This is a genomic window from Neobacillus sp. NRS-1170, assembly GCF_050468025.1.
Window position 1 is genome coordinate 160,278 of record NZ_JBITPF010000026.1, and the last position, 25,483, is coordinate 185,760.

The window sequence follows — 25,483 nt, forward strand, 5'->3', positions numbered from 1 at the left end:
CTTACAAATCCTTATTTTAGATTACTTAAACAAAAATGACTTTTATTTTTCAATAAAACTCCAATCTACTGGTGTTCCCTTTTTCAAGTCCTTTATAGCCTTTTTCCCTATTATATCGTTATAATATTTTGGATGTAGACCATAACCCGGTCTTATAGATCGTACGTTATTTGCAGTTAATTCTTGTCCTGCCTTGACATCTTGAACTATAAATAACGATCTGGAAAATTCTCTATTTTTTTTCTTCTTATCAGTTAAACTATAGTCAACAGCACCTAGAGATTTTTCTGCATCTCTTACTGCATCTACCATTTGCTTAAACTCATCTTTTTCTAATGAGAATGAGGCGTCTGGGCCTCCTATATTTTTATCTAGTATGAAATGTTTTTCAATAACCCTTGCACCAAGTGCTACAGATACTGCTGGAACAGATATTCCTAATGTATGATCAGATAAACCAACCTCGACACCAAAAGTATCCCGCAAATTCGGGATTGTCAATAAATTCGAATCCTCTATTTTTGCAGGATACGAAGATGTGCATTTTAGCAGTACAATTTGATCATTCCCCACTCTTTTGCAAGCATTAACCGCTTCTTCGATATCTGTCAATGTTGCAATCCCGGTAGAAATAATAATCGGTTTCCCTTTTGATGCAGTGTACTCGATTAAAGGAATATCGGTTATTTCAAATGATGCTATCTTATATGCAGGGACATTCAATTCTTCTAAAAAGTCTACTGCACTTGGATCAAAAGGACTTGAAAAGCATAATAACCCTAACTCTTCCGCATATTTTTTTAGTTCATCATGCCATTCCCAAGGTGTATAGGCTTCTTTGTATAAATCATAAAGCGTTCTTCCATCCCAAATCGTACCTTGTTTTACCTGAAAATATTCATTATCGCAGTCAATCGTAATGGTATCAGCTGTATATGTTTGCAACTTTATTGCATCAGCACCAGCTTCTTTTGCCGCTTTTATTGTCTCTTTGGCAATGTTAATATCATGTCCATGATTCGCAGATAACTCAGCAATGATAAAAACCTTTTTTGTAATATCAAATTCACCAATTTTCATAGCTGCAAGCACCTCAACTAGTATTTATAGATATATTGATTAAAGTTACTATCTTCCTTAAATAAAGTAAAATTTGCTTTTACAAACAATTTTTGAGAAGGTACGTTATCCTTAGAAATATACGCAATTATATTTTCTATGGAAGGACATTCTTTTTTTAATAAAACCATACTTTCCGTTAATAAGGACCGACTTTTTCCTTTACCGACAATTTCTTTACTTAGGCTAATACTTACAGTGGCATTCTTGTTTTCTACCTTATATCTTATCTGACCTAAGAATTCATGATCTTTGTTTGAAACTACATAAAAGAAATTATCATTTTGTAAAACTTTTTCAAACCATTTTACATGCTCATCCCATTCAATCTTTTCTTTATTTAGGGAGTATTCTCTTACGTAATCTTCATTTGAAAGATTGAATACATTTACAATATCATTTTTTTCAACTTTTCTAAGAAAAATATCCTCTAACAACAATTACCTACTCCTCTAACAATTTACTCACAATTCTTGCACTACCAGCCCCATCAATAAGACCATGTAAATTATTGATCAAAAACAAGCGGTTTTCCTCATGTAATAAAAATTTTATTTCTGCTGATAATTTATCCATAACATCTTCATCATCACTATGAAGGACTCGATTTACAAGATTATAGGTCAAAATTGCCTTAACATTGTTTCGTTGATTATCAATTACTTGAATTGGAATAAATGGAGTTTCAGTCTTTATTAATTCATGTATGGTTTGTCCAGCTGCGGTAATAGTGATATCAGACTTCAACATTAAATCCTTCATTTGATTTCCGTCTACATTGTAATACAGGGTAACATTTTGATCATCAATATTTTCAATATCTTTTATGTTCGTAAATCCTTTACCAACCACGACATTCTTTATTAAATAAGGATATTCCTTTTTAAATAAAGTTAATATTTTTGGGGTTAGGTTCCGAATATCTGCGCCACCTAAAGTAATTAAAACCTCTTTAACTTGATTATTTGTGCCCTCTCTTTTGCTTTTCAAGAAAGAATCTCTCAAAATGACATATTCTGGTCCCAAAAGGTACTCGATTTCAGTATTTTTAGGATAGTTTAATTCTTTTCCATAAATTGACGGATTAACTACAATCCCTTTAGGATAATTTAATCTCATATTATCATCGATAAATAATGATTTATCCGTATAGGCAGAGATGAAATGATATATATCGAAATTAGCTAAATATGAATCGACGATTGTATATACTTCGCCATGTAATAGCTGGGATAAGAAGTCTATAGAAAGCCAATTTACGATTCTATACTTTTTATTTTTTACAACCTCTACAGCCTCATGGTCACCGTTTATTATTAATTCTACATCTATTCCCCTGCCGGATAACTCAGAATATAACGAAGAACATCTAACCAAATGCCCGTACCCATACATTGAACCAGCTTCAGTTAATATATATACCTTCATCTCTAAACTCCTATTTAATCACTACTTGATTTTTTTCTGTTCAATTTCCGCATTTATTTTCATTAAATCAGGATGTACCTCAAATAAACGTATGATGTCATCAAGATAAAAATTATGCTCCCCATGATACAGATACTCGTATACCTTTGTAATTAATTCAAAATCTTCAATGGTATCCAAAGTCCAACGAAATTTCGAGTAGTCGATATAGTTCTTATAAAAATAAACCTTGTCACTATTTTCATAAATAAATGGCGTTACATGTTCCTTTTGATACCGTTCAGTTGCATTGTTGAATGCATTTTCAAGCTGTTCAAATGAAAATACCTCTGTATCAAGGCCTCTTGGATAGGTCCTTTGCGATGGTTCAGCACCTGCATTTGAAACAATATCATAGTTTTTTGTTTTATAAAAACCAATAATTTGATCTGTAATAACGGGATCGATTAAAGGGCAATCAGACGTTATTCTTACAATTATATCTGCGTCGTTTTCTTTTGCCGAAAAATAATACCTGGATAAGACGTCATGTTCTGAACCCCTGTAATAGTTTACCTGCAACCGGTCAGCTTCTATAGCAATAGGGTCATCTTCAGCTTTATTTGTGGTAGCAATAACAATTTCATCTATTTGATTTGATTGTTTTACCCTGGTAACAACATGTTCCAAGATGGTTTTACCAAGGATTTTTTTCATAACCTTTCCAGGCAGCCTGGTTGAGCCCATCCTAGCTTGAATGATTGCTGCTGTTGTCAAACCAATCACTACTTCCTAAAATAATTGATAATTTTATAAAAACCATTAATAACATCATTAACATCCTCATCTGACATTGCAGGGAATAGCGGAACTGTAAGCATGCAGTTATATAACTCTTCAGCATTTGGGCAAATTCCTTTTTCATAACCCATTTTTTCATAGTAAGGAAGCCAATAAACAGGAATATAGTGAACATGCACTCCGATATTTTCAGCAATAAATGCATCAAAAATTTCTCTTCTATCAGCTTTTAATTTTGGCAAATCTAGTTTAAGAACGTATAAATGATTAACAGTATCGGAGAAATCGGCATTTTTTTGGATGATTACGCCATCTAAATCCATAAAGGCATTGTTGTATTTTTGGACAATTTCCTTTCTCCTTGAAATAAACCAATCCAGCTTCTTCATTTGACTTATTCCAAGTGCACATTGAAAATCAGTAATTCGATAATTATAGCCCAAAAATAATTGTTCATAATACCAGCCGCCAACATCTTTATGTTCAAGCTGGTTTTTATCCCTTGTGATTCCATGGCTTCTAAAATTAGTGAGAGTCTTATAATACTCTTCGGAGTTTGTAGTGATTATGCCGCCTTCCCCAGTTGTTATTGTTTTAACCGGGTGAAAGCTAAACTCAGTCATATCTGCTTGTGTCCCTACACGCTTTCCTTTATATTTGGTTCCAAGGGCATGTGCTGAGTCTTCGATAACTACGATGTCGGTACCTTTTACTAATTCCTTGATGGCATCAATATCAACAGCTTGCCCAGTATAATCGACTGGAATAATTGCCTTTGTTTTTTTCGTAATCTTCTTTGCGATTTCTTCAACATCAATGTTAAACGTTTCTTTATTAATATCAGCAAACACGGGCGTTCCACCAAGGTATAAGACGCAATTCGCTGAAGCAGCAAACGTGATTGGAGTTGTAATAACTTCATCACCAGGTTTAATTCCAGCCGCATAGCAGGCTCCATGGAGAGCGGCTGTTCCATTGGCAAAAGCAACTGCATATTTTGAACCAACATAATCCGCTATGACTTCTTCAAATTCCTTGGCCTTTGGACCTGTTGTTAAAAAATCACTTTTTAGAACAGCGTTCACAGCTTCACAATCATTATCATCTATATACTGTTTTGCATATGGCAGTGGCTTCGTTCTAATTGGGTTTCCACCCAAAATTGCTGGTAACATTTCTTCTTCCTCCTGTTATTTTAAAGATGTCAATATTTGTTTTAATTCCTGAATGGTTTCTGGTATGAAAAATTTATTCGGATTTTTATAGCTGTCTCTGACCCTATATACAATATCAAATGTTTGTTCATTCACATGTGAAAGTCTAGTAATATCTACCAACTTAAATAGTAAAATGACATAAGGCTCTTCATCAAAAATTATTTTTGGATTTAAACATGCAGTTGAGAAAACAGAAATTAATGCCATATTATCAATATCCGCATTAAGCTCGATAATCTCAAAGCTAATGGGATCGTTAGATATCGTACATTGATTATCATACCGGTGCTCACTTGTGCGTGGATGCAGTTTTATAATCGTATTATCTCGTTCGTTATGTGATAGAATTATCTCTAAAATCCCTTCACTCTCAAGATCAATTTCTTTGTTTCCGAATGGTTGGTCAAAATAAATATATTTCTTTTGATGAAATGGTAATAAATAATCATCTTTAAACTGAAAAATGCTATTATAAAAATTCTTTAACCTAGTATTACTTTTATCAATCGCATGAATCTTCTCAATCGGGAATAATCCAATGTTATTTATAAATTCCGGTTTATAAAGCAGCATGCCTTTTAATCCAGTGTCTAATTTATCACCAAAAAAAAGCTTATGCAATTTTTGTTTAAGAAAGCTTCTATTCCTCACTGCATCAATAAAGCTGTAGGAAGCTACTCCATCTTCATATAAGAGTACTTCTACATTCGGATTATATCTTGATTGATATGTATAAATTATTTGTAATTTATAATCAGGAAGTTCTGCGTAAATTTTGTCATAAATGGAAATGACATTAAAATCGTCACACATCTTTTTATAATATTTTTCATTTTGAAAGACACTGATTGTTCTTCTCACATAATTAAAAAGCTTATTCGTGCCTAAGCTCGCTTGCAGTTCTTTAAATTTTATAAAGTAAATCTTATGAAAAATATTTAATTCTTTCAGTTTTCCATAAATATCATAATTTTGACTTGCACCATCCGTAATATACATATCGATTTTTTCATCTTGCAGACGGTCATTTATAATATTTAAAGCGTTCATAACTTGAAATGGTGTATTACAGATAAAAAGTATCATCTAATGACCTCACTACTTAATCGGTTAATATACTATCGTAAGGTGTATATGGCTGTTTTATTCTATTTCCTTGATTGATTGGACCCATCATGGTATTGATTGCCATCACTACGATGACCACTAACAATCCCAACTTTCTAATCTTTGTTTTTAGCTGGGTAAATAAGATTGGTATGAGAAAAATTTGGAAAAATTGCAATCCAGCGACTCCACGTCCTGCTATCGTATCGATGCTCGAAAATAATCCCATTAAAATAATTGATAAGAAAAAACCATTTAAAAACAACAAAGATTTAGCGTCATTTATACCTTTTCTAATAAAGAACTCCACACATATGATAAATAAAACCATCCTTTTCAATAATGAAAGGGTTATATTAGCAGTATTTATATTGGCATAATAATTGACTTTCTTCACAATCATTTCAAATGGCAACAGGTTAAAAACTGTAATTAATATATACTTACCTATATCAAATAGTGAAAATGCAAGTAAAACAATCAGTATTCCATAGATAGCCTTTCTTGTAAATCGACTGGAAGAGATAAAATACAATGGAATGAATACTAGTGCTGTAACATGAAAAGATGAAGCCAGCAGGATTACCGCCAAAAACTTTATTAGGGATCTATTTAAGATATATTGAATACTAAAAAATGCGATGGCAATCGATATTCCTTGCCGAATAACTCCCATATCGTACATAATAAATACACCAGTAAAGTAGATAAATAAACTCAACAATTTATCTTCACTATATTTGTTAATGACGAATATTTTAAGTGGTATCGCCAAGAGAGCTGAAATAAAAATGACCCAATGAAAATTACCACAAAGATAGTTAATTAAATAGAATCCAGGTTCTATATTCCATACGGATTCATGGTGTTTAACAAGGCGAAAAATCTTTCGATAATTTTTAAAGTCAAATCCAATGCCATCTCTCAATGCAGCAAAAAGGAATAATACGAAAGAAACAGAAAAAAACCATATATTTTCGATTTTTTTTTGCGGTTTAAATGTAAGATATAAATGAGATAATAAAATGGCGCCCACTATAAAAAAATAAATCACACGAATTTATAGCCTCCTATTCCCTCTTGGAATCCTTCACATATAGGTCTACAACTTTTTTTGTATTGTAAGGAAGTGAATAACCATTTTTCTCCAATTGGTTTTTTATTATTGTTTGATCATATATTTTACTTTTGGCTCGTTCTGCGATCACATCGCACCATTCATCTTCATTATGTGAAATATCGAGAAACTCAACCAAATCCAAGCCCAAATCAACATCTTTTGTTATTTTATTTGATATAACACAAGGAGTACCAGAGCTTTGCGCCTCCACTAAAACCACCGGTAATCCTTCATATAATGAAGGCAGTATGAGTACATCCATAAGGTTTAACCATAAACTTATATTCTCCTGCAAACCTAAATATAAAACATACTCTTCCATATTCCTGTCCCTTATTTGTTCCAAGACTTCTTCTTTAAGCTCTCCATCTCCAATAAGCAGAAATTTGAAGTCTTTTCTTCGTGTTTTCATTTTATCTATCAAGGAAATAATAAATTTATGGTTTTTTTGCTTCGAAAACCTGCCTATATGACCGATAATCAGTTTGCCATCCAATCCAAGTTCTTTTTTCTTTTGTTCAATAATTTGTTTACGTTCCTCATCTGCTGGCCTAAATTTATTCATATCTACGGCATTGTTGATCAGCTCAAAATTCACCTGTTCACCAAAAACAAATTCACCTGCTTCTTTACCACATGCGAGTAGGTTGTCAGCAAAAAGTGACAGTAATTTCTGTTGGATAAAAATTTCAATTTTTCTTTTTAAACCTGACCCATCATCCTGGGTATTATGAGCATGTGCAATTACCTTTTTAACCCCGGCCAGCTTTGCAATGAACGCCGCGATCCCGCCATAAAAGTTATTGTGGGTGTGGACGGCAAGGTATGGACCATTTTCTTTAATACACTTATATAAATAATAACAATTCTTTAAATTCCCGACCTCTTGTCTTGGAGGAACATAAATAATTCTTCCGCCCATTTTACGAATTTCTTGATCATAGGCAGATTCTTCCTTGTTGAATGTTGTAAAGTCAAATTGAATATCATCTCTATCGATTGTATGGTACCAGCCCATAATGACGGCTTCTGTTCCGCCTCTATTCATTCCACCTTGTACTTGTAAAATTCGACCCTTCATTTTTCCACCTCAATTCGCTGCTGGCTCTTCACTATTTAGAATACAACGTCAATTAAACTTTTATTTTCATCCACATCAATATGTGAATGAACTTGATTATACTTGGTCTTACCCGTAATAAGGTTCATCATTATTCCTGCAAGGTCCACAGCATTAAATGGATCAAAAAAATAAGCATTTTCATACGTATCTAATATCTCATGTGAAAAAGGAGAATCTGAAGCTATTATTACACCTTGATGCAACCTTGCTTCAATCATTGGTAAACCAAAGGTTTCAATATAGGATGGAAACAAAAGCACTGATTTAGTGTATAAATCAAAAACTTTGTCTCTAGAAAGACTGCCGACAAATTCAATCGGAAGATTCTTTTCCTTAATTTCCCTATACATTTGCTTTACATGATCGGTTTCGTCACCTTTTAGTGTAAAGACTACCTTGAAGTTTTTACTTTTTCCTTGCACAATTTTTTCACAAGCCTCAATAATAATTTGATGATTTTTATAGGCATACGGGCTTGCAGGGTAAAAAAAGCTGGATAGTGCCTCTTCAGAAGGAACAAAATAATGCTTTATATCCAGATTGATTTTGGGAGGTACAATCTCTACCTTACTTTCTTCCACACCGGACTTTTCCACACAAGCCTGTTTCATCCATTTGGTTTGAACAATTACCTTTTTTGCGCTTCGGATAGACTGGAACATATTTTTACTCAAAACATTCTGATAAGCCCAAAGGATTTTGTTATTTTTTAATGAAAATCTGTAATTAACAAAGGGTAGAGGGTTATGCAAATATAAAACCTGTTCCACATCTACATTTGGAATGATGACATTCTGCAGTGAAAGTACTTTATCAACTTTATACTTTTTTACAAGCTTGGGGGCAATAAAATGATCAAAATATAACCGATGCCCCCAGCTCTTCTTGACCCATGGATACCTTAGGACTTTTATATGATCTGTATTTTGAAAGTTTGGTTTACTAACTACAAAAATCCATTTGTTATCCTTGGCATTTCGTTCTTTGACCTCGTTATAGAATTCCTCCAAAATGGAAAGGGCACCGCCAGAATCTGCCGGTACATCAATTACTAGGATATTCATATTATATTAATCCTTTCCCCATACAACCTTGTTCACAATTCTCGTATAACTCTGAATGATTTTCACTACCTTGACAGAAACATTTGTATCTGTATAATCTGTGACCGGGGAAACCTCTTCAACCCCCCACATATTTCTACATAATTCAACTGACTGCACAATACTTTTTTCCGTAATCCCGCCAATTAACACTGTCCCTTTGTCTAACACCTCTGGACGTTCCGTCGACGTTCTGATTAATACACCCGGGAAACCAAGGATGGCTGACTCTTCTGAAAGAGTTCCACTATCAGACAAAGTACAAAAAGAATGCAGCTGCAGCTTATTATAATCAAAAAAACCAAATGGCTTTAATTGCCTCACTAATGGATGAAACTTAAAGCCTCTTTCCTCAATCTTCTTCCAGCTTCTTGGGTGTGTGGAATAGATGATAGGCATTTGATAAGTTTCCGCTATCCGATTGATGGCATTCATTAGTGAATTAAAGTTATGTTCATGATCGATATTTTCTTCACGGTGTGCTGATACTAAAATATATTTTCCCGCTTCCAACTCTAGTTGAGTTAATACGGAGCTATTATCGATTTTATCACGATGTTTTGAAAGAACTTCTGTCATAGGTGACCCTGTTACAAACACATGGTCCTTTCTGATGCCTTCTGATAAAAGGTATCTTCTGCTATGCTCTGTGTACGCAAGATTAATATCAGATGTATGATCGACAATTTTCCGGTTAATTTCTTCCGGAACATTTTGATCAAAGCATCTATTACCCGCTTCCATATGGAAAATTGGGATTTTTAAGCGTTTTGCTGCTATTGCGCTCAAGCAGCTATTGGTATCCCCTAGTATTAAAAGGGCATCAGGCTGCTCTTGTTTTAAAATTTTGTAAGATGCAGCAATAATATTGCCCATTGTTTCACCTAGGTCCTCACCTACAACTCCTAAAAAGTGATTAGGCTGTCTTAATCCTAATTCCTCAAAAAAGATTTCGTTAAGTGTATAATCCCAGTTTTGTCCAGTATGTACCAATACATGGTTAAAATATTTATCACAAGCCTTTATGACTTCTGATAATCTGATGATTTCCGGTCTTGTACCTACAATAGTCATTACCTTTAATTTATTCAAATTGCTACACCTCTACCCAATAAGTATCTTTCTTTTCCGGATTAAGTATCTCACTTGCCCAGAAAAGAGTAATCAGTTCACCATTTCCAATATTTGTAATAGAATGCGTATATCCTACAGGAATGTCTACAACTTCTGGAGTATCCCCATTCACGTTGTATTCAATTACTTCCTCAGTATCAATTTTTCTAAACTTAATAACCGCTTCACCTTGAATAACAAGGAATTTTTCTACCTTCGTATGGTGCCAGTGATTGCCCCTTGTAATTCCAGGCTTTGTTTTAGAAATAAAGATTTGACCCATACTATTAGATTTAATAAATTCTGCAAGCCAGCCCCTGTCATCTTCATTCTTTTTCAGATGATAAGAAAAGTTATCTTCTGGAAGATAAGATAAAAGCGTGCCATATAAGGCCTTATCAAATTTATTCTCAAGTGAAGGCATTATGAGTGTTTCTCTGTTTTTGATAAAATCTTTGATTTTAGTTGCAAGCTCTCCAACCTTAATGGTATGTGTTACAGGAACTTTACAAAAATCTCCGTCTTTTGTTTCATTTCCATCTAAGCTGTTTAAAAATTCTTCAAGAACATCATCTATGTAACATAATGTTAGCTCCACATCGGGATCATGAATTTGAATATCCAAGCCTCTGGCAATATTATGACAAAAAGTGGCCACTACACTATTGTAGTTGGGTTTGCACCATTTTCCGAAAAGATTTGGCAATCGATAAACCAATGCTTTAGCACCAGTTTCCTTACTGTAAGAAAAAAGCAAGTCCTCGCCTGCTTTTTTACTTGTTCCATATGGATTTTCCTTTTCTGCTTGTATAGAAGAAGTAAGTAGAACTGGTGCTTTATTATTATGTTTTTTTAACAATTCCAGTAATTCAGAGGTCCACCTGTAATTTCCCTCCATGAATTCCTTATCATCTTGCGGTCTATTTACTCCAGCTAAATGGAAGACAAAATCACATTCTTTTGTATAATGCTCTAACAGGGAGCTATCACTTTCTCTGTTATACTCGAAGATTTGGGTATACCCCTTATTTTTCAACTCCGCAACCAAGTTTTTCCCTACAAATCCATTTGATCCAGTGACAAGTAATTTCATATTATTTATTCCAATCCTTTAACTCATTTCGCACTGTATCTAAACTAAGCAATTTTTCTTTTATCTGTTCGATATTAAGTATTTGTGTGTTATGGGAGTTATACTCCTGATCTTTAGAAAGGTTAGGGTCCCCATTGTCGAAGTATTTTTCATAGTTCAAATCTCTTTTATCGGCAGGGACTCTGAAAAATCCTCCTAAATCCTCGGCAACTACATATTCCTCTCTGGTCAATAATGTTTCGTACAATTTTTCTCCATGGCGGGTACCAATGATTTTGATTTCGTTATCTGCATTGAACAGTTCCTTTATCGCTTGGGCAAGATCCCTTATCGTACTGGCAGGAGACTTTTGAACCATGATGTCACCGGCTTCGGCATTATGAAACGCAAATACCACAAGCTCTACCGCTTCATCAAGGCTCATAAGGAATCGAGTCATATTAGGGTCTGTAACTGTTAAAGGCTTTCCATTTTTTATTTGATCAATGAATAATGGAATGACTGAACCACGGGATGCCATAACATTCCCATATCTCGTTCCGCAAATGAGCGTTCTTTCTGGTGAAATCGTTTTAGCTCTGGCTACGAATACTTTTTCCATCATGGCTTTTGAAATCCCCATTGCATTGATGGGATAGGCTGCTTTATCTGTTGAAAGACAAATCACTTTCTTAACTCCGTATTCGATAGCAGCTGTTAGTACATTGTCAGTACCTAAAACGTTTGTTTTCACAGCCTCCATTGGAAAAAATTCACATGACGGCACTTGTTTCAATGCTGCAGCATGAAAGATATAATCCACTCCATACATCGCATTTTTAACACTTGCTAAATCTCTTACATCCCCTAAGTAAAATTTTAATTTATCATTCTTGTATTGCTTTCGGAGATCATCCTGTTTCTTCTCATCACGAGAAAAAATACGTATCTCTTTTAGATCCGTATCGAGAAATCTTTTCATAACGGCATTGCCAAATGAACCAGTACCACCTGTAATGAGTAAAGTTTTATCTTTGAACATGTTCAACATCCCCATCCGAACTTATTTTTTTAAATAATGAAATTAATCTATCCATATACTTCTTTTTTGAGAAATTATTCTGATAGTAACTCCTAGCATTTTCTCCATACTCGATATGTTTATCTTCTTCATTAATAAACTTCTTTATTACTTCAGCAAAAGATTTGTAATCTTCAGCAGGAGCACAAAAGCCGCAATTGGCATCCTTAATTACAATTTGGGTTTCTCCATCGATTGCGCCTAATATTGGCTTTCCAGCTGCCATGTATGATTGTACTTTGTTAGGAAGAGTATAGGAAATGATTTTATTCGCTTTCAATGTGATTAGAAAGGCATCTGCCATTTCATAAAATCTTGGCATTTCCGTTACTGGAAATTGCCCATGAAAAATCACATTTGTTAGGTCCAAATCCTTGGCTAGAGTTTCACATTTTTCTCTTGAGGAACCATCACCAACAATATGAAAAATAACATGTTTTTCGTTCTTGAGTTCATTAGCAGCAAGAAGGATTGTTTCTACGCTTTGCATCTCTCCTATATTGCCAGCAAACAAGAGATTAATATGATCATCTTTCTTCCGATTGTCTCCGATATTTTCAAATAAGGACTCTGCATATACAGGAAGATAGGTAATATTTTCATGAATATCGAGTGTCTCTTTAAAATATTTCTCAAATAGTTTAGAGCTTGTAAATATTTCATCCGCACTCTTATAAATCCACTTGCTTACATGGAACAGGATTTTATAGATGATGCTATCGGATGAAATCCCACCTGAAGCAATGCTTTCTGGCCATAAATCAAAACAGTATATAATAAGTGGCTTTCTGGTCAATTTTTTCAACAAAATACCTGGTATTACTTTTGTAACTGGAGATGTCTGAAAAACAATGATAAGGTCAAAGTCTTTCTTCATAAAAAGTGCTTTCAATGAAGCAGACACAACAAAACTAAGGTAGTTCAACGATAACCTCAAATTCCCTTTACTTCTTTCTAAAATCCAAGAGCGGTGTACCTTTACTCCATTGATCACTTCATATCTATTTTTAAATCGTTTGTATTTTGGTTCTACAATTCCACTCGGGTAGTTTGGAAGGCCTGTAAGGACAGTTACTTCATGTCCTTCTTTTACTAATTCAAAGGAAATATCATTCACTCGGAATTGTTCAGGATAGAAGTGCATACCGATGACAAGTATCTTCATTTTTTTTTTCCTCTTTGAATAGATTTTAATACTTTGCTGCCATAATTTATTTTACTACTTAAAAAGTGAATACACATTTTATTATAATCTATGCTATTGACAATTTTCTACTTATCACGACATTGTTTGCTATAGAATATCATACATCATTAGACATATTTCATAAAAATAATACAACGCGCACAAATAGAGCAATTAGGAAATTCCTAATTGCTTTTTGCTATATCCTTCAACTCATTCTCTGCGTCTTCTGATTCTTTATTGATAAACAAATTCAAGAAGAAAACGATAGACGGAAATATGTAGGCAAATAATGGATTGTTTGATTCAGCAAACTGAAATGTAATCGCAAAATATAACACTCCATCTGATACGGTAAAATGATTTGCTTTTTTACGAATTCCAAAAATCATGAAGCAAAGATAGAGAATCAAAACGATTATCCCATTGTAATTAAGTAAACTAATAAAGGTGTTATGTGCTCCCAATCGTGTCAGAAAGTTTATACCAATTTTATTATCGATAACCCATAATCCAGAACCCCCTATTAACGTACCAAATGAAGAGGCAGCATTATCCAGATAGGCTCCCCATAATAAATTGCGGTATGTTAATATCCGATTAATCAAATCACTTTGCATATTGGACATAAAATAAACCAGGAAAAGTCCTAATACTATTAAGATTGTAAAAAGGATTCTCGGTCTTTTTACTCTGTTAAAAACAAACATAAATATTGGCAATGTTACAAAGGAAAGAAGGGTTGTATGTGCGCCTGAGGAATATATTAATAAAGATCCAATAACAAAAACAATGACTCGAATAACTGCCTTTTTATATGTAACAAATAAATAAATTAAATATGGCGCCAGGAAAAGCCCCCATGTATTTTCATTTAAATATTGGTTCCTAACAAACGCACCGGTAAGAGTAGAAAAAACATAATAACACCCAAACAAAAACGCAACAAGATAATAGCGATTTAATGTACTATTTAATACACTTGATTTTACAATTAGAACACCTAATAAAGTTACAAGAATTATCTGTAATCCATTGATGTTTTCTAAAAACATTAACTCATATTTCGGCAGATTGAATTTCATGTAAAAAAGCAGATTGAGAACAGGAATACATAAAATAAAAACACTATGCCATATTTTTTTATAGTTTGCTGCCTGCATTTTATTAAATAACAGAACGGCAAGTAAGAATAGAAGCAGATAGCTAATAGTCATGATCTTATTAGATAAATCCTTCATGTCGGTAGTTACGTATCGAAAGTAACTAAAAAATGTAGATGTAGCTAAAACAAAGGCTAACAACCAGTATTTCAAATTAATTACTATTTTGTTTTTCATTTTGATAACCCTCATTATAATTTATTTGAATATCTTGCCGCTTTGAAAGATTTCCTTAGAAATTATAACACAAATATAAAGTAAGTAAGCAAGTTCAAGGTATACCGGATTAAGCTGGACCATTGTTACCAGTAAACAAAAAAGCAATCTTGGTCCTATTAAATAAAGAATGACCAAGATTGCTTATGTTCAAACTATTAGATCATTGCACCATCTTTTCCTAGACGGTAGCCGCCAATAGTGGTGTTGGCAGCCATATGACCATCGCTGTATAAATAATACCACTTGCCGCTGACTTTTACCCAGCCGGTTTTCATGGCGCCGCTTTGATCGAGGAAATACCACTTGCCGCCGGAATACAGCCAGCCGGTTTTCATATCTCCAGCAGGATTTAAATAATACCATTTGTCGTTAATATATTGCCAGCCTGTGAGCATGACGCCCGATGGGTTGAGGTAGTACCATTTGGCGCTTGATTGCAGCCACCCTGTTTTGAGTGTCCAATCATTATTATAAAAATACCAATTACCGCTTAAATTTTTCCAGCCTGTATTAGCCGTAAAAGCATTAAATTCCTTTGCAATTTGAGCTATTTTTCCAGCCCATGCCTGGTCTGTTGAATATTGATGGAATGTATGGTTGAATCTCATATTATCAAGCGTTGGCTGTGAAAACGGATAATCAACATTGGATTTTTCTCTGCTTATATAATTCTCATTGATCCATTTTGCCCCATCCACGATTCCACTTCTTGCTGCCGAAAACGTATCGGCATTGCCAGCAGGCTGATTATCATCTGCTCCAATTCCATAGAAATTCATTTTTGTTTTCACGATATCTGATGTGCCCCATTTGGTTTCGAGACCGGAATGTGCCAATAGATAGATGGCATTGACGCTGTAATTATTTTGGGCTTCCAAATAAGCTGAACCCATACCAGTCATCAAGGTTTGTTTCCATCCAGTTTTATAGTTAATAAACTGGTTAAGTTGATTAACCGTAACATTGGCTTTCGTATTTAATGGGGTAAAAATGGTAATATTGTTTGTGAGCTTTCCTTCATTTTCAAATTCATACGGAATAATATTGCTTCCTGCACCCGGTTTATATGATTCATCCTTCAGATACAAACCATAGATCCAGCCTTCTAGTAAGCCATCTGCGGTACGCACCTTAAAATAATTACTTGCCGGGTCATAATCAAGGACATATACCTTTGTATGATTAGGAATGATTTTCCCGCTTGTTGGAGGGGTAGCAGGGTTCTCTCTGACATTTCTCCACTCCTTCACCAACCAGGTTAGTTTGGATAGGTCACCGATTAAATAGTCTTTATGAACCCATCCCGTTCTGCCGTCAGCCATTTGAATTTTAGCAGCATAGTCTTTTTGGCTGAGGATGGTTACCTTGTCGTTAAAACTCAATTCAGCATATTTCTGATAATTGGGGTCCAAATGAATGCGAAAATCTGACAGTTCTTCAAAGCTGCGATAAACTGGGAGATTAGTGGCGAATACACTCATTTCGTTAGAGGCTCCTGTGGCCGTTGTTTGTGCCGCCGCTGCTTTGCTATGAAAAATCCCCATCAACAATAGGACAACTAAGAAACTACGAAAAACTACTTTTTTCACTATTTTCTCCTCTCAATCTATTATTCTCTTTATAAGAGTATCATATTTTCCAAGCGTTCCCCCCCTATTTCGACATTTGTTGCCAAGAAATGTTATAGAATATTCATACATTTTTTTTTTGATTTCTGAGTCTATAACTTTTACAGTGACCGTAATGGTTCCTTTTTCCTGATGTAGTAATTGTGGATTTTTCACAATTACCGAGACAGTTTTTTTTTCACTTTGATGGGCACTCTGAGCCCTTCACAGTGACCGCTACAGACTTTTTTCCACTTCAACTGGCACTCTGAACCCTTTACAGTGACCGATGCACACTTTTTTCCACTTCGATGGGCACTCTGAGCCCTTCACAGTGACCGTGGCGCACTTTTTTCCACCTGAATGGGCACTCTGAGTCCTCATCAGTAACTGTTGCAACTTTTATCACATCTTTCAGGCGCAAAAAAAATAAACAGGCACTCAAGCACCCGTTTATTTTTTCGCTGCTAATAACTTATTTACTTTTTCAAGATCTGCTACGGAGTCGATTTCATAACTGTCATCAGGGTGGATTTCTTGAAGGTAGACATTTAAGTTAGGCAGGTTATTCTTGACGATTTCATCCCACCAGAACTCCACAAAATTTCCGCCTTCAACAGCTTCTTCTAATTTCCCAACAATATAACGTCCATCTTGCTCAGACCAGTAGGAAACGCCGCAAAGAATGTACTCTTGATCACCGTCGCCAACCTCGATATCGGTTACCTTGTAATCGTCATTATAGCGAATCATCCATTCCCCTTTAAAATCGGGTTTGCGGGCGCTGAAATACATGGACGTCTTCGGTGCCTCTAACATGAAATTACGGTCCAAGTAATTATCGCCATCAATTACATAAGAATCCGGCAGATATTCCCTCACTAAATACATAGTGTACATATTGTTATAAACATCGTATTTATCATTGTGAATGAGTTTTACACCATACTTCTCTTTTAAATACTCAAACTTTTCCGCTAAGTAGCCGGTGACCACGATGATTTCCGAAACGCCGACTTCTTGTAAAAACTCCACCTGTCTCTCAAGCATTGGTTTCCCGTTTACGACAGTAAGTGCTTTAGGTGTTGTCAACGTTAGTGGACGTAATCTTGTGCCCATCCCTGCTGCAAGAATTATTGCCTTCATTTTACTGTAATTCCTTCCTCTTGAAAAATTTTATTACGCTGTCTTTCTGCCCCTAGCAAAATTCAACCATTTAAGTTCCTCTTGGCTCGCAACCGTAATAATAGATCCTAACAGAATCATTATACTAAAGAACACAAGCTTAAAGGTGATCGGAGTGCCTAAAATAATGAAGCTTAACGGGATTGCCCACGCAGCATAGGTAATATTCAAGGCCATTGCACGGGTTGGACCCATAACGTAAATCGCTTTGTAATAAAATACATATGAAGCTGTTCCGGAAAGAGCAATCAATGCGATCAAGAAAAACTCACTGCTCTTAAACACTTCGCCCACAAGCGGATACGCCTTGAAAAATGGTAAAATCAATACGCCGTACGTGACAGCTGAAACCAATTGACGAATTTGCAGTGCTTGCTCTGGTGAGATTTCATCATCCTTCATACCGTATGCAAGAATAACACATTCCATCCCCCAGCCGAAAATACATAAAAGGATAAACGAGAAACCAAGAATGTAGCTTGGTGATGGTTCACCGCCCGCAAACCCTAATAAGAAAATAAATAAAATACTAACAAAAAGTCCAATCCAGTTTTTTAATGTTAATTTGTCCTTTAAAATCACGAAAGCAAAGAATGCACCAATCGCCGGGTAAACGGCTGAAATGGAAGCCGATAAGGAAGCACCCAAATACTTAACCGCAAGCACGTAGCCCGTCATCCCAATTGGTCCGCCGAGTAACGCGCCCAGCATGACGAATCGTCCGCTTCGGGTAGTTAATTTTTGAAAAGGAATCTTCACTTCCCCCCTGATTGTCATATAGATCAGCATCCAGACGCTGGACAATAAATCATGGAAAAAGGTACTCACTAACGGTGCAAGGAAAATCACCAAATCGGAGGATACGAATAATGCTTTTGATAATACCATTCCGATTAATACGGTGTCGAGCGCCCAAGTGAACCCGGAAAACAATCCGAAGAACAATCCTTTATTTTTTGTATTCATATGCCATCTCCCTTATTAAGTCATGTTTTAAATTCTCTCTACATCTGTTAAAGCGGTCAATTCCGTAGGTGCCAAAATCATCGCCCTTCGCCTCTTTAATAACCGTCCAAGTGCTCCAAAGGAAATCCTGGAAAATTTTATTCATCATTACGCGCTGCTGAATTTCAAGCGGGATTTCATCCTGTTGCAAATAAAGGGATAAAAATAGCTCCTCTTCTTCAGGGGTAAAGCTGCTTTCTATTGAATGTGCTGCGAGATCCCACATTGGGTCGTTCATGCCGCTGTATTCCCAGTCAATGAAATAAAGTTTATCTTCCCCGCTTTTCACCATGTTTTCAGGCACCGGATCAATATGACACGGTGTAAGTTTTATATCCATTCCTTGATAAATTCTCTTTAAAACCATAACCTGTTCTTTTACTTCCTTAAATGGGTGATACGGCTGCCCACCCGCCTCGATCATCAATCGTTCGTACTCATCCATTTTTTCAAACACATCAAAGCGGTTGGCCATCTCGAGACCAGAGTTGTGCAGCTTTCTAAAGTTAGCTGTTGTCAGCTCCATGATATCCTGGCGCTTCGCCATTTTGCTGTTTAATGTTTCCGCATTTGGAATGAGTTCGGCAATCTTAACGCCAGTTTCTTCATTAAAATAAAGCAGCTCGGTATCGATGCCCAACTTACTTACCAGTGCGGCATTGAATTTTTCCTCACGGCGGTTAATCATCGATTCCGTTCCATTGCCTGGGATTCGGAGCACGTACTCGTTGCCTTTGATGACGACTTTAAAGTTTTTGTTCGTCATGCCGCCGAACGGCTGGATGTCCTCAATGTCCTCATAGGTGAGGTCAAGGGCCTCCATTAAAAGACTTTTAATATATATTTCCCGGAATTCTGCTTCCTTCCGTTTTAACATCGGATAGGTTTTTTCAATAACTGTTTCATAGTGCTGCCTTGTGTCAATTTCGCCCCAAATCAGATTATGCATCTTTAAGTAGCCGATATTGAAATGGCGGGAAATGTCTAACAGCATATATTCATAGTGTATAAGTGGATTTTTATTGTTTTGTTGATATTCATTGACCATTTTGGAATACACATCATAGGAAATCTTGCTGATGCCAATCATTTCGCCATTGATGCGGTTAAATTGATGAACATCTTTCGATATTTTATGAAGATAGCCATTTTGGATTTCGACAAACGCTTCGTCTCCGGAGCCGCTTTCATTACTGATCAGAACCGTATCACGCTGCGGATGCTGCAGGATTTCTTTAATCGCCTGCTCTTCAATTAAAATATCATCTTCGACTAACAGAAAATCGCTGGTGATAAATGGCTGTGCCACTGCTAGGGATGCCATCGATCCAGTCCATTTGTATTTAGGATTATGGACAAACTGGATATGGCTGAATTCAGGATGATCCTTGAACGCTTCCGGCTTGTAGCCTGTAACCAAAATGATATGGTTGATGCCGTTTTCCTGGAGGATATCCAAATTTCTTTGCAGGAGTGTGGTGCCGTCGATTTCCATTAATCCAGCCGGCTTGTTGAAATCTTTACGTGTACCCGCTGCTAAAATCACGGCCTGTTTAATTTCCGTTAATGGTTCTTGATGGATATTAACCTTTTTATGTTGGTAAGCTTCGATTCCGCTTTGTAAAAATTCAATTCCTTTTTGTGTTAAATAATAGCTGATATTTCTGCCTTTTTTTTCACTATATATAAAGTCCCCGTGGGTTAAATCATGGATTAAATAATTCACCTTGCCGATAGAGATGCCGCAAAGCTCCGCCATTTTCTTTTGATTTATGTTTGAATTTTTATTAATTGCCTCTAATAATTGAAGTAAGTGCTGTTCCATATGGGGTCGGCCCCCTCCTCTGATGAATTCAATATTTGAACGCGTGTTCATTGTAACGCAGCCCAGAAATTCTGTAAATAAAAAAGTCGTTTTGGGGTTAGTATTCGCAATATGGAGAGGAAATAAAAAAGAAGATGGAATAATCCATCTCCTTTAAAGATTTAGGGCTTCCTGTGCCAGCATAAGTCCTGCTGCCTGATTTTCTTTCCAAATGGTATCAAAATTAGCAAGCGGCACCGGTTTACTAAACGTATGAGTAGAAATTTCCGGTGTGAAGCCCGGCATCTTCATGTCTTGAATAAACCAATCCGTAAATCCGCCGCCACTAGGATTAGGACCTGGGAATACAAGACTGTACCCTGTTAGACTAGAATATTTAACGGCAATTCTATAATCACGATCATACTCTGCCTTTGCTTGATGGAAATTCCAATAAAGGATGCGGCCTGAAGAGTGATAGGCAACTGCTACTTTAAACTGATGGGCTTTAGTAAAATTGTAAACCGCCTGTACTTCAGGTTCACTTAAGGGCTGGTAACCTTTAAAGTTATCAGGGGAAGGCTTGCCAGTGTTACCCGCAATATTCGCCCAGTCCGCCGGATATTGACGATTTAAATCTACCCCTCTGATATTCGCTTTCCATGAGGAAAAATCCGTCTTGTTCCCGTTTAATTGTAAAACATAATTGGGGTTTTTCGCAGTAAAGCGGCCTTCCTGGACAAGCATGACACCGTCCGGATTAACCATTGGTACGAACCAGATGGAAACCTTATTGAGAAGCGCTTTAACATTATAACTATTGAAAATGCGATTTGCCGAATAAGATGCTGCATATTGATCGAGCATTTCCATTAATACATTCGTGGTCATATGCTCTCGAGCATGATGTGAACCATTTAAAAAGATTTCCTTATTCCCTTTTCCCAGCTTTATTGCATAAATGTTTCTGCCATCGACAGACTTTCCAATTATCTGAGTCTTGATAAAACCCGGGAAATTCTTTTGAAATTTATTAATGTCTGCTACCATATCATTGTAGGAATAGGCCTGCTTTGGATTTACTAAATTGGCAACCCAGGCTCCATTGCTTCCTAAAGTGGATCCTTGAATCGTCGTATTTTTAGCCATTATTCCATTAGAATAAAAATAATACCAGGCATCGTCAACCATCAGCCACCCTTTTGTCATTGCACCAGAAGCTTTCAAGTAATACCAATTGTTTTGATTATAGAGCCAGCCTTTTTGCATTACTCCATTTGGTCCTAGATAATACCACTGGTTATTCACAAACACCCAGCCGGTCGCCATCGCACCAGTGTTTTTCAAAAAATACCACTGGTTTTGATAAAATAACCAGCCAGTTTGCATTACACCTTTTTCATCAAGGTAATACCATGTATTTTGGTTCTTAATCCAGCCGGTTTGCATAGCCCCTGAGTCTAGATTAAAATAGTACCATTTTCCATCAATGAGAACCCAGCCTAATTGTACAGCACCCGTTTGAGCATCAAGGTAATAGGTTTGCTCTCCTTCTTGAAAAAAACCTTTCTGAAGAGCTCCTGACTCAAGATCAAAATAATATCTATTTCCGCTGATTCTCATCCAGCCTTTTGCTTTTTCCTCACCGATATAATAGTAAGTTACTCCATTTTCCTCAACCCATCTTCCAGCTGTCATAACTTCAGCCTTCACGTTATTGGAATCCTTAGTAACCGATTGGTCGATTGAATCAACCGTTGGGGTAGTGGTATCGGCATTTGTTTCTCCATTTAAAGTTTCATCTTTTTCTGGCAAGCTTTCGCTTCCAGCAGATACTGCACCTGTATTTACCGTATCCTCAGCAGCCGCTTCAATTGGAAAGGCCAAAAGGTTAAACAGTAAAAGGTTAATCAAAATTTTTTTCATTCTCCTTCTCCCAAATAAAAATATATGAAACTATGAAACTCTAATTTCACCATTTATCAGAATATCATAGACAAATTTCGAGAAAAAGTGACAAAAGGACTGTGCACACGCACAGTCCTTTTAGCCCTATTTATATACCGGAACATCAAAATATAAAGTATACGAACTTAAAGAATCGTAGATTTTTTTGATATTATTGACCTGCTTGACTGCCCAGCCAATATCGGTCGCATATTGATGATTCACATTAAATGCGTTCCATCTCATTTTATAAAGTGTGTTTTGTGGAGTGGCAGCGTTAATATAGCCATTTCCAATGTAAGCTGCACCACCGATAATCGCTGCTTCAGGTGTAAACCAGCCCTGCTTATACGCATATTCTGACCCGCATGTATTTGGGCAGCTGTCAAAGGCATTAATGCCATACATGTTATAAACCGCTTTTGGTTCTACCGGTTTTCCATCCACCGTACTTACGATTATTTTTCCAGTTGATAGTGGAGAGGTACCATTTCCAGTTTCAAGCAAGGCATGGGAAATGAGATATACTTCATTGACATTGTTTTGCTTGCCGGCTTGAATAAACGCTGCCCCCATATTCTGTAAAACACCTTTTCCAGACAGAACTTTTGTATTGATATCCTGTGGATCGACACCAGCACTCTTATTCAATAGCAGGAATTGGAAATACTCTAAACTTGTTGAACTAAAGTTGTTCGGATTCACATAATAAGCGAGATCCGATTCTTTAGCATTCCGCCATGTGTCATATTTAATTTGGTACCAGGTACCGACAGTTGCGACAATTTGGACTTGAGCATTCTGCTTTAAGGCACCGAAAATAAAAGAATTTGCATTTGTCTCTTCCCGAACATTTAGCGTAGATGAAGTGACCACACCCTTTGTTGGGTCCTTGGCATCTTTTAATACATACGTACTGCTGACATATGCCGGGCTGTTTCGATATTTATCCGTTTGTGGACTTTTTTGCATTTCCATATCAATCATTTGCTGCAAAGTCATGTTATAAGTAGTGGTTTTTATAACCGGACCAGAATTCCAGACACCATTATCGAAAAAGTTATAGGTCTTGCCGTCGATGACTTGCTCGCCGGTAACCATTTTTCCATTATCATCAAAATAGTACCATTTGTTATCCAGCGCCAGCCATCCAATAAACATATCGCCATTTTTGGTTAAATAGTAAGTAGCGCCCTTATCCGTTAACCAGCCGGTTTGCATGATACCATCGATGTTCATGAAATACCATTTTCCATTGACCAATGACCAGCCAGCAGCCATTTTCCCGTCGCTGTTCAGATAGTACCATTTATTATCCTGTAATAACCAGCCGATTTGCATCTCGCCGGTTGTGGAAAAATAATAACGATAGCCACCGTCAGTCAGCCAGCCTGTTTGGGCAGCCCCATCGGCTCCAAAGTAATAGGATTTGCCATCAGCAGTCATCCAGCCGGTAATCATAATACCATTCGAATCAAAATAATACTTCCTGCCACCGTCCGTCAGCCAGCCGGTCACCATTGCTCCATCGGATCCAAAGAAGGACTTTTTATCGCCTTCGGTCAGCCAGCCTTTTAAGGCCTTACCGTCTGTACCAAGATAGTACATTTTATTCTCAATTTGCTTCCAGCCGCCGGTTTGCATAACGCCATCGGTACCAAAATAGTATATTTGGTCCTCTATGGTTTGCAAGCCAGTCAGCATTTTTCCTTCTGAATCAAAGTAAAAGGTTTTTTCTTCCTCGATCAGCCAGCCTTTATGCACGATGCCGTCTGTGCCGAGATAGTAAGAATTTTCGCCTTCGGTCAGCCAGCCGGATTGCAAGGATCCGTCTTGAGCAAAATAATAGCGTGCACCATCAATGGTTTGCCAGCCTTTTGTCATTGTGCCGTCTAAACCAAAATAATACTTTTTATCACCTTCGGCCAGCCAGCCTTTGTACATGACACCATTTGTTCCGAGGTAGTAGGAGTTTTCACCGACTTGGAGCCAGCCTGTTTGCATTGAGCCATCTATACCAAAGTAAAAGCGTTTATCCCCATCGCTAATCCAGCCGACCTGCATCGTACCGTCCTTAGCAAAAAAATAATTTTTTTCATTTTCGGTCAGCCACCCAGAATAGATTTGCCCATTCTGGTCAAAATAGTATTTCTTATTCCCCTCGGCCAGCCAGCCTTTGTGCACCGATCCATCTTGGTCGAAGTACATTGCAATAGCTCCATCGTGGAACCAGCCGGTAATCGGGGCAGTATTTAGGGCTCCTGATGAGGCAAAAACATATGGTTTCCCATCAATCATTTTTTGACCGGTAACCATAGCTCCGCTTGTGCTTAAGTAATATTTTAAATTTTTATCTACGATCCAACCGGTTTTCATTGCGCCGCTTTGGTCGAGGAAATACCAGCTGTTTGCATTAGATAACCAACCAGTTTTCATAACACCGCTCGGCTGCAGAAAATACCAAAGATTATTATCCTTGAGCCAGCCCGATTTCATGATTCCTGTTTTCTTATCCAGGAAGTACCATTGATTATTATACTTTAGCCAGCCGGTCTTCATCACCCCATTACTTCCAAGATAATACCAGCTATTTTTGTATTGGACCCAGCCGGTTACAACTTTGCCTGTTGAGGTATAGTAATACCAATTGTTATTCTGAAACTTCCATGTATAGGTTCCAGCTGCTTGAGTACCTGATGCAGACGAAGAGAACAACATGCCCGCCAAGACCAAAGCAGTGATCCGTTTTTTCTTCAATCTCTTTCCCCCCACTATAAATTACTCTATCTATTAAACTATTTATTTTACTTTTGAAAAAGTTGCTTAAGGATGAGGATGTTACGTGGAAAATAAGCACTAATAACCACTTGATTTATAAAACACTATGACGATTATACTAAATTCCCAAATTTATGGATATGAAAAATCTAGTAAAGAACTCTACTAGCCTATCCTTCCCAAGACAACTTTCCCGTTTAAAACTATTATGTATACCTATATTGTCTCATTTTGTCACATTTTTTCAACAAAAAATTGAAAATTGTGTCGTATTTAACATATTTGTCATATGAAGTTAATAATTGGAACTACAAATAGAGTAGGCG

Annotated in this window: 20 protein-coding genes; all 20 read right to left on the bottom strand. The window is 36.5% G+C overall.

Annotated elements, in window-relative coordinates; genetic code table 11:
- Positions 1-42: 42 nt before the first annotated feature.
- The 20 genes from pseI to ACIFOT_RS12440 all read right to left on the bottom strand — a co-directional run bounded on the left by pseI (position 43) and on the right by ACIFOT_RS12440 (position 25,136).
- On the bottom strand, positions 43-1,080 hold the full coding sequence (pseI, locus tag ACIFOT_RS12345; protein WP_430064834.1) for a pseudaminic acid synthase: 1,038 nt from the start codon (positions 1,078-1,080) through the stop codon (positions 43-45).
- A gap of 17 nt (positions 1,081-1,097) precedes the next feature.
- Positions 1,098-1,556, bottom strand: coding sequence for a GNAT family N-acetyltransferase (locus ACIFOT_RS12350; protein WP_430064836.1), 459 nt, complete (start codon positions 1,554-1,556; stop codon positions 1,098-1,100).
- A gap of 7 nt (positions 1,557-1,563) precedes the next feature.
- A complete protein-coding gene (locus tag ACIFOT_RS12355) occupies positions 1,564-2,547 on the bottom strand; it encodes a PseG/SpsG family protein (protein ID WP_430064838.1) in 984 nt (327 codons plus the stop codon).
- A 21-nt stretch (positions 2,548-2,568) separates the two neighbouring features.
- Positions 2,569-3,312: a cytidylyltransferase domain-containing protein gene (locus ACIFOT_RS12360; RefSeq protein WP_430064840.1), complete on the bottom strand. Its 744-nt coding sequence runs from the start codon at positions 3,310-3,312 to the stop codon at positions 2,569-2,571.
- Positions 3,312-4,502 carry a UDP-4-amino-4,6-dideoxy-N-acetyl-beta-L-altrosamine transaminase gene (gene pseC, locus ACIFOT_RS12365; protein WP_430064842.1) on the bottom strand — a complete coding sequence of 397 codons (1,191 nt, stop codon included), beginning with the start codon at positions 4,500-4,502 and terminating at the stop codon, positions 3,312-3,314. The genes ACIFOT_RS12360 and pseC overlap by 1 nt, the downstream gene beginning before the upstream one ends.
- Before the next feature lie 15 nt (positions 4,503-4,517).
- Positions 4,518-5,630, bottom strand: coding sequence for a hypothetical protein (locus tag ACIFOT_RS12370; protein WP_430064844.1), 1,113 nt, complete (start codon positions 5,628-5,630; stop codon positions 4,518-4,520).
- Positions 5,631-5,646: 16 nt separating this feature from the next.
- Positions 5,647-6,705, bottom strand: a complete 1,059-nt coding sequence (locus ACIFOT_RS12375) for an EpsG family protein (protein WP_430064846.1) — start codon at positions 6,703-6,705, stop codon at positions 5,647-5,649.
- Between the two features lie 16 nt (positions 6,706-6,721).
- Positions 6,722-7,852: a glycosyltransferase family 1 protein gene (locus ACIFOT_RS12380; RefSeq protein WP_430064848.1), complete on the bottom strand. Its 1,131-nt coding sequence runs from the start codon at positions 7,850-7,852 to the stop codon at positions 6,722-6,724.
- 35 nt (positions 7,853-7,887) lie between these two features.
- Positions 7,888-8,958: a glycosyltransferase gene (locus tag ACIFOT_RS12385; protein ID WP_430064850.1), complete on the bottom strand. Its 1,071-nt coding sequence runs from the start codon at positions 8,956-8,958 to the stop codon at positions 7,888-7,890.
- Positions 8,959-8,964: 6 nt separating this feature from the next.
- Entirely contained in the window at positions 8,965-10,089 is a 1,125-nt protein-coding gene (gene wecB / locus ACIFOT_RS12390) for a non-hydrolyzing UDP-N-acetylglucosamine 2-epimerase (protein WP_430064852.1), read from the bottom strand.
- Between the two features lie 4 nt (positions 10,090-10,093).
- Positions 10,094-11,203: a capsular polysaccharide biosynthesis protein CapF gene (locus ACIFOT_RS12395; protein WP_430064854.1), complete on the bottom strand. Its 1,110-nt coding sequence runs from the start codon at positions 11,201-11,203 to the stop codon at positions 10,094-10,096.
- Position 11,204: 1 nt separating this feature from the next.
- Positions 11,205-12,224, bottom strand: a complete 1,020-nt coding sequence (locus ACIFOT_RS12400) for a polysaccharide biosynthesis protein (protein WP_430064856.1) — start codon at positions 12,222-12,224, stop codon at positions 11,205-11,207.
- Positions 12,211-13,428: a glycosyltransferase family 4 protein gene (locus ACIFOT_RS12405; RefSeq protein ID WP_430064858.1), complete on the bottom strand. Its 1,218-nt coding sequence runs from the start codon at positions 13,426-13,428 to the stop codon at positions 12,211-12,213. Before ACIFOT_RS12405 ends, ACIFOT_RS12400 begins: the two co-directional genes overlap by 14 nt.
- 206 nt (positions 13,429-13,634) lie before the next feature.
- Positions 13,635-14,789 carry a hypothetical protein gene (locus ACIFOT_RS12410; protein WP_430064860.1) on the bottom strand — a complete coding sequence of 385 codons (1,155 nt, stop codon included), beginning with the start codon at positions 14,787-14,789 and terminating at the stop codon, positions 13,635-13,637.
- Between the two features lie 197 nt (positions 14,790-14,986).
- A complete protein-coding gene (locus tag ACIFOT_RS12415) occupies positions 14,987-16,420 on the bottom strand; it encodes a glucosaminidase domain-containing protein (protein ID WP_430064862.1) in 1,434 nt (477 codons plus the stop codon).
- A 471-nt stretch (positions 16,421-16,891) separates the two neighbouring features.
- Entirely contained in the window at positions 16,892-17,584 is a 693-nt protein-coding gene (locus ACIFOT_RS12420; RefSeq protein WP_430064864.1) for an NTP transferase domain-containing protein, read from the bottom strand.
- A 33-nt stretch (positions 17,585-17,617) separates the two neighbouring features.
- Positions 17,618-18,589, bottom strand: a complete 972-nt coding sequence (locus ACIFOT_RS12425; RefSeq protein ID WP_430064866.1) for a DMT family transporter — start codon at positions 18,587-18,589, stop codon at positions 17,618-17,620.
- Complete coding sequence (locus ACIFOT_RS12430) at positions 18,573-20,453, bottom strand: NTP transferase domain-containing protein (RefSeq protein ID WP_430064868.1); 1,881 nt, start codon at positions 20,451-20,453, stop codon at positions 18,573-18,575. The genes ACIFOT_RS12425 and ACIFOT_RS12430 overlap by 17 nt, the downstream gene beginning before the upstream one ends.
- 153 nt (positions 20,454-20,606) lie before the next feature.
- Complete coding sequence (locus tag ACIFOT_RS12435; RefSeq protein WP_430064870.1) at positions 20,607-22,358, bottom strand: M14 family zinc carboxypeptidase; 1,752 nt, start codon at positions 22,356-22,358, stop codon at positions 20,607-20,609.
- A gap of 126 nt (positions 22,359-22,484) precedes the next feature.
- Positions 22,485-25,136 (bottom strand): glucosaminidase domain-containing protein, encoded by a 2,652-nt coding sequence (locus ACIFOT_RS12440; protein ID WP_430064872.1) that lies wholly within the window; start codon positions 25,134-25,136, stop codon positions 22,485-22,487.
- Positions 25,137-25,483: the final 347 nt, after the last annotated feature.